Source organism: Ilumatobacter sp., from assembly GCF_030065885.1.
Lineage (GTDB): Bacteria > Actinomycetota > Acidimicrobiia > Acidimicrobiales > Ilumatobacteraceae > Ilumatobacter.
The window spans coordinates 1-5,277 of record NZ_JASJCS010000198.1 but is presented as its reverse complement, the minus strand read 5'-3'; the positions used below and the strand labels follow the sequence as shown (position 1 = coordinate 5,277).

Annotated in this window: 4 protein-coding genes and 1 pseudogene; 1 reads left to right on the top strand and 4 read right to left on the bottom strand. The window is 71.0% G+C overall.

Annotated elements, in window-relative coordinates:
• Nucleotides 1-323, top strand: a pseudogene (locus QNJ12_RS23595) (hypothetical protein); the annotation flags it as partial.
• 56 nt (nucleotides 324-379) lie between these two features.
• Here the strand turns inward: QNJ12_RS23595 and QNJ12_RS23590 are convergent.
• From QNJ12_RS23590 to QNJ12_RS23575, 4 genes are all read right to left on the bottom strand, one after another.
• The gene (locus QNJ12_RS23590; protein ID WP_300626541.1) at nucleotides 380-1,363 is read right to left on the bottom strand and encodes an FkbM family methyltransferase; all 984 of its coding nucleotides are present in this window, start codon (nucleotides 1,361-1,363) and stop codon (nucleotides 380-382) included.
• Between the two features lie 156 nt (nucleotides 1,364-1,519).
• A complete protein-coding gene (locus tag QNJ12_RS23585) occupies nucleotides 1,520-2,974 on the bottom strand; it encodes a DUF4389 domain-containing protein (protein WP_300626540.1) in 1,455 nt (484 codons plus the stop codon).
• 108 nt (nucleotides 2,975-3,082) lie between these two features.
• A complete protein-coding gene (locus QNJ12_RS23580; protein WP_300626538.1) occupies nucleotides 3,083-4,483 on the bottom strand; it encodes an ATP-binding protein in 1,401 nt (466 codons plus the stop codon).
• 1 nt (nucleotide 4,484) lies between these two features.
• Complete coding sequence (locus tag QNJ12_RS23575) at nucleotides 4,485-5,186, bottom strand: response regulator transcription factor (RefSeq protein WP_300626537.1); 702 nt, start codon at nucleotides 5,184-5,186, stop codon at nucleotides 4,485-4,487.
• Nucleotides 5,187-5,277 lie beyond the last annotated feature (91 nt).

The window sequence follows — 5,277 nt, the reverse complement described above, 5'->3', positions numbered from 1 at the left end:
CCCTCGACGTCGTGGCGGCCCGCAGCGACGCCTCGTCCTCGTCGGCCAGGCAGCGCGGCGGCGATCGGCCCGTCGTCCGGCTGGCCGCGCCCCAGATGACCCCCGCCACGCTCGCGCACGAGCTCGCCCACGCGCTCGCCGGCGTCGATGCCGGCCACGGCGGCGTGTTCCGGCGCGCCCACGTCGACCTGATCCGATTCCTGCACGGCGACGAGCCGGCCGGCTGGCTCGCCGATGCGTACGCAGCGTTCGACCTCCCGCTCGGTGAGCGCGCCTGGTCGGCGTCGCAGGCCGGCGCGGCGACCGGTCCGTTCGCGCTGTAGCTCCGTACCGATCCGGTCCGAGCGAGCGAACGCGTCTGCCGGCGGGCGGGGAGCTGCTACCCGCCGATCAACCGGCGATACCTGCTGACCTCTCGGCCTGCCGCATCATCGATGTCTTCGGCACCGAGAGCCGCCACGACCGCCGGGTGCTCGGCGACGTCGCGCGGCAGCTGTTCGAGCACCGCACGGGCGTACCAGCGGCAGGCGTCGGTCCCGTTCTGCTCGACCTCCCAGGCCATTCGTTCGGCGAGCTCGTCGACGGACCACCCCGAGCTCGGCAACTCGGTGGCCGCTTCGCCCTTGAGCGCCAGCACGTCGCAGTTCAGCACGAACTGCGGGACATCGAGGTCGACGGGCATCGCGCGAAGCGACATCGGGTCGAGGTACCACAGCGCGAACCCGGCCTCGGCGACCGAGCGGTGGAGGCCGCGCACGTCGTCGGTCGAGAGTGCCTGGTTGGCCTCGTAGATGATCGCGAACCGGTCACGTCGCTCGGCGAGGGCGAGCACGTCGGGCATCACTGCCGCCTCGGCGCCTTCGATGTCGATCTTGACCAGATCGATCTCACCGTCGGCGTACGCGTCGACGAGATCGCGAACGCGCAGGCCCGGGATGTGCCCCTCGGCATGATCGACCGCTTGGGCCCACGCCGAATGGCCCGACATCGAGATGGTGGCGTGCCGATCCCACACGGCGGCGTGCACGGGGACGACGGGCACATCGTTGGACGCCGCCGCGACGGTGAGCAGCACGTAGTTGGCGGGCAGCGCCTCGACGGCGACGACCTGCCTGCAGTCGTGCGCGATCGGGAAGCTGAACGTGCCGAGGTTGGCGCCGAGGTCGAGCACGCACCACTCGGGCTGCACCAGCCGCTGCGCCCAGTGGACGGGCGCCTCGGTGCCCGCCCCCGAGCGAATCCAGTCGGAGAACCCGTCGGTCGCCGCCGCGGCGACCGCACAGTTGAAGCGGTGCCCGCCGATCTCGACCTCGACCAGCGACGGACTCAGATCGGCCGCCGGCACGGCGGGTACGGCTGGCACGGCGAGATCGTCTGTCGGGGCGGTGTCTCCGACGAGGCCCCGCAGCCGTCGGACGGCACGCTCGATGTTTCCTGGCACGACCGGGCGAGTGTAGCGACGCCGGGCTGCGCGCGAGAGCGAGCCATGCCGGTCGGCCTCAGCGTCGCCGGACCTTCGTCAGTGGTTGGCCGTCTCCCTGATCTCGGTCGGTGCTCCGACCGTGTCGGCGCCGTCCGGGGTCGGGGGCGGAGGCAGTGGGCTTCCGGGCTCGATCCCACCCTGGTCGAGGCGGAACGGCGGGTACCGATCGGTCATCAGCGCCGCGTAGGCGATCACCCGGAAGATCCAGCGGTTGAAGCCGACGATCAGGTCGAACATCGACCGCGGGTAGCTGCCGGTCACGAGCAGGATCACACCGGTGATCAGCACCAGCAGACCGAGCAGACCGAACGGCGGGCCGTCGCGCCAGAACCCGACGGCCCCACCGACGAGCACCGCGATGATCAGGTAGTGCGGGATCGCGAGCAGCCACCACTTCACCAGCACGAGGCCGCGTGAGAGCTGCTCGGGATAGGCGACGTCGAGCACCGCGGGGTAGTCCGGGTGGCGCTTCAGGCTGAACGGCGGGTACCGGTCGGTGCCGATGCCACCGGTCGTCGCGTAGTAGTCCACCCGCCACGTCCAGCGCAGCACGCCGAGGTTGAACTCGTAGATGCCCTGCGGATACCGGCCGGTGAAGAGGATCGCCACGCCCGCCACGATCGTCGTGACGACGAACGCCGCCCACAGGAACACGAGCGCGATGAAGTGCGGGATGGCGAGGAACCACTTCACGAGCCACAACCAGCGTGAGAGCACCGGGTCGAGCTGTGCCGTGAGCGCCACCGGGTGCTCCTGCGTGGCGGCCGACTCCCCGATGCCGGCCACGGCCGACGGCGCGGTCGCGACCCGGGCCTCGTCGAGCTCCTCGTCGCGCCGGGTGCCGACGATGATCAACGCGATCGCCACGATGAGCGACGCGAGACCCATGCCGAGCAGGAAGACCGTGATCGGCAGGAAGGCGCTCGACTTGGCGCCGATCATGACGTCGGCGGCGACGCCCGGCGAGCCGTCGGCGTTCATCAGCACGACGACCCAGCGGCCGCTGCGGGCCTCCCAGTCGAGCGAGGCCATGTCGGTGCCGTCGCCGGTCATCTCCCAGAACGTCTGCTCGGCCGGCGGGTCCAGCGCGGCGGTGCCGGCTCGGCGTTCGTACCGGGGTGCCTTCCCGCGGTCGAGCTCGACGACCTCGTCGTGGGCGCTGCCGGCCAGGTAGCGGCTCACGTCGTCCTCCGGGCCGATGCCGATGAACAGCGCGTCGTCCTCGACCGCCTCGGCCTCGATGCGGATGTCGGCGTCGATCAGATCGACCAGCCAGTCCGGTGAACCGGGGTCGGCGAAGAAGTCGATGTCCTCGGAGCGGATGGCCGCAGTCGGCGTCTGCAGGCGATCGAGCTCGAGCTCGAAGTAGCCGTCGTCGCCACGGGCGAACGCGTAGCCGAGCCCGAGCGCCCCACCGCCGAACACCATCACCAACCCCGGGATCAGCATCAGACAACCGACGATCAGGGCGATCACGCGACCGGGCTTCATGGTGGAACTCCTTGGGGGCGAGGTTCTCCACCGTTCATCGCGCGCCCCACCGACCTCGACTGGGTAGAGGCGAACGGCCCACTCGACCGGAGGGCCGTGCGGCAAACGTCACACCGCGACGGAGAAGCCGACCCGTGCGCCACCGGTCGGTGACTCACCGACCCACGTCTCACCGCCGTGTGCGTCCGCCACCTGCTGCACGATCGCGAGACCGATGCCGTTGCCCGGTCGCGAACGCGCCTTGGGCGAGCGGTAGAAGCGGTCGAACACGTGGCCGGCGTCCTCGGCCGCGATGCCCGGACCACGGTCGACGACCTCGATCCGGCCCTGGCGGGCGCAGATGTCGATCGGCTCGCCCTCGGGGCTGTACTTCACAGCGTTGTCGACCAGGTTCTGCACCGCCCGCCGCACCATGCCGGGACGCACCCGCGCCTCGGTCTCGTCGGACTCGACCCGGATCTCGCGGCCCGTCGCCGAGCCGGCCCGCTGCGCCACTGCGTCGACCACGGCGGCCAGACGCACGGTCTGGGGCTCCTCGTCGTCGCTGCGCAGGTCGGCGGCGAGGTCGACGAGATCGCTCACCAGCGCGGAGAGCTGCTCGACGTCGACCACCGCGGCGTCGAGCAGCGCCTGACGGCGCGCCGGGTCGAGATCGTCGTGGCGGGCGAGGAACTCGGTGCGCATCCGGACCGACGTCAGGGGCGTGCGCAGCTCGTGGCTGGCATCGGCGACGAGCCGTCGCTGCTGCTCGCGGGCCACCTCGAGCCCCGACAGCATGCGGTTGAAGCTGTCGGCCAGCCTGCCGATCTCGTCGTTGCGGCTGATCTCGATGCGGCCCGGCAGGTCGTCGAGCTCGGCGAAGTGCTCGGCCGCGTCGGTGACCCGACCGAGCGGCTTGGCCAGCCAGCGTCCGACGAACCAGCTCCCGACGCCCACCACGCCGACACCGAGCAGCGAGGCGCCGAACAGGCGCACCGCCAGGCCCGAGAGCGCGTCCTCGTCGGCGGTGACGTCGGCGTAGAGCTGGAGTGTCGCGATCTCCGCGTCGCTGTCGGGGACGGGGACGAACCCGTCGATCGAGATCGTGATCACGCGGAGCGTCCGGCCCTCGCTCTCGACCGTCTCGAGGAAGCCGGACTCCCCACCGGCCAGCCGGGCCGCGATGGTGTCGGTCAGGATGTCGTCGCCCTCGTTGACCTGCTCGCCGTCGGCGTCGTACAGGCGCACGCCGCCGTCGTCGTTCCCGAGCACCGGGCGGGTGGGAGGTGGGGAGCCCTCGGCCAACGTCTGGTCGCGGAGCACCGGGTTGAACACCGGCACGTCCTGCACCGCGGCGTTGAAGTCGCGGTTGCTGAGGGCCTCGATGCGGTCGGCCTGGTCGAGCAGCTGGTCGTCGATCGACCCGCGCACCTCCTGCGACGCGAACACCCAGGCCAATGCGGCGACCGTGGGGATCGTGAACAGACCGAGGATCCCGAACACGATCGTCAGGCGCAGGCTGAGCCGCATGTCAGGTCGTGCGGGCGACGTAGCCCACGCCGCGCACGGTGTGGATCAGCCGCTGGCCGCCGTCGGCCTCCATCTTCTTGCGCAGCTGCGAGACGAACACCTCGAGGGAGTTCGACATGTGATCCTCCTCGAAGCCCCACACCTGTTCGTGCAGTGATGCCCTCGTCATCACGATCGGGCTCGCCTCCAGCAGCACCCGGAGGAGGTCGAACTCGAGCTTGGTCAGGTCGAGCAGCTCGCCGCCCCGGCGCACCTCGCGGGTGTCGACGTCGAGCTCGACGTCGCCGAGGAGGAGGTTCGTGCCGGCGATGCCGGACCTGACCCGGCGCCGCAACATCGCCCGCACTCGTGCGAGCAGCTCGTCGAGCGCGAACGGTTTGACGAGGTAGTCGTCGGCGCCGGCGTCGAGCCCGCGGACGCGGTCGGCGACCTCGTGGCGGGCGGTGAGGATCAGGATGGGGCTGCGGTAGCCGTCGCGACGGAGGCGCTCGCACAGCTCGACCCCGCCGAGGCCGGGCAGGCCCAGATCGAGGATCGCCAGGTCGGGCTGGTCGGGCTGGTCGGGGTCGAACTGCCGGAGCGCCGATTCGGCACTGTCGTGGACGTCGACCTCGTAGCCCTCGTGCGCGAGCACCGCCGAGAGCATCTCGCGCACCGAGCGGTCGTCCTCGACGATGAGCAGACTCGGGGTGGTGCCGTCCATGGTGCCCTCATGATCCTCGGTGAACGTAAGGCCCGGGTGAGTGAATCCTGAAGGGAAGCTGAGGGCGGGCGGCCGCCGGGACGGGAGTTCC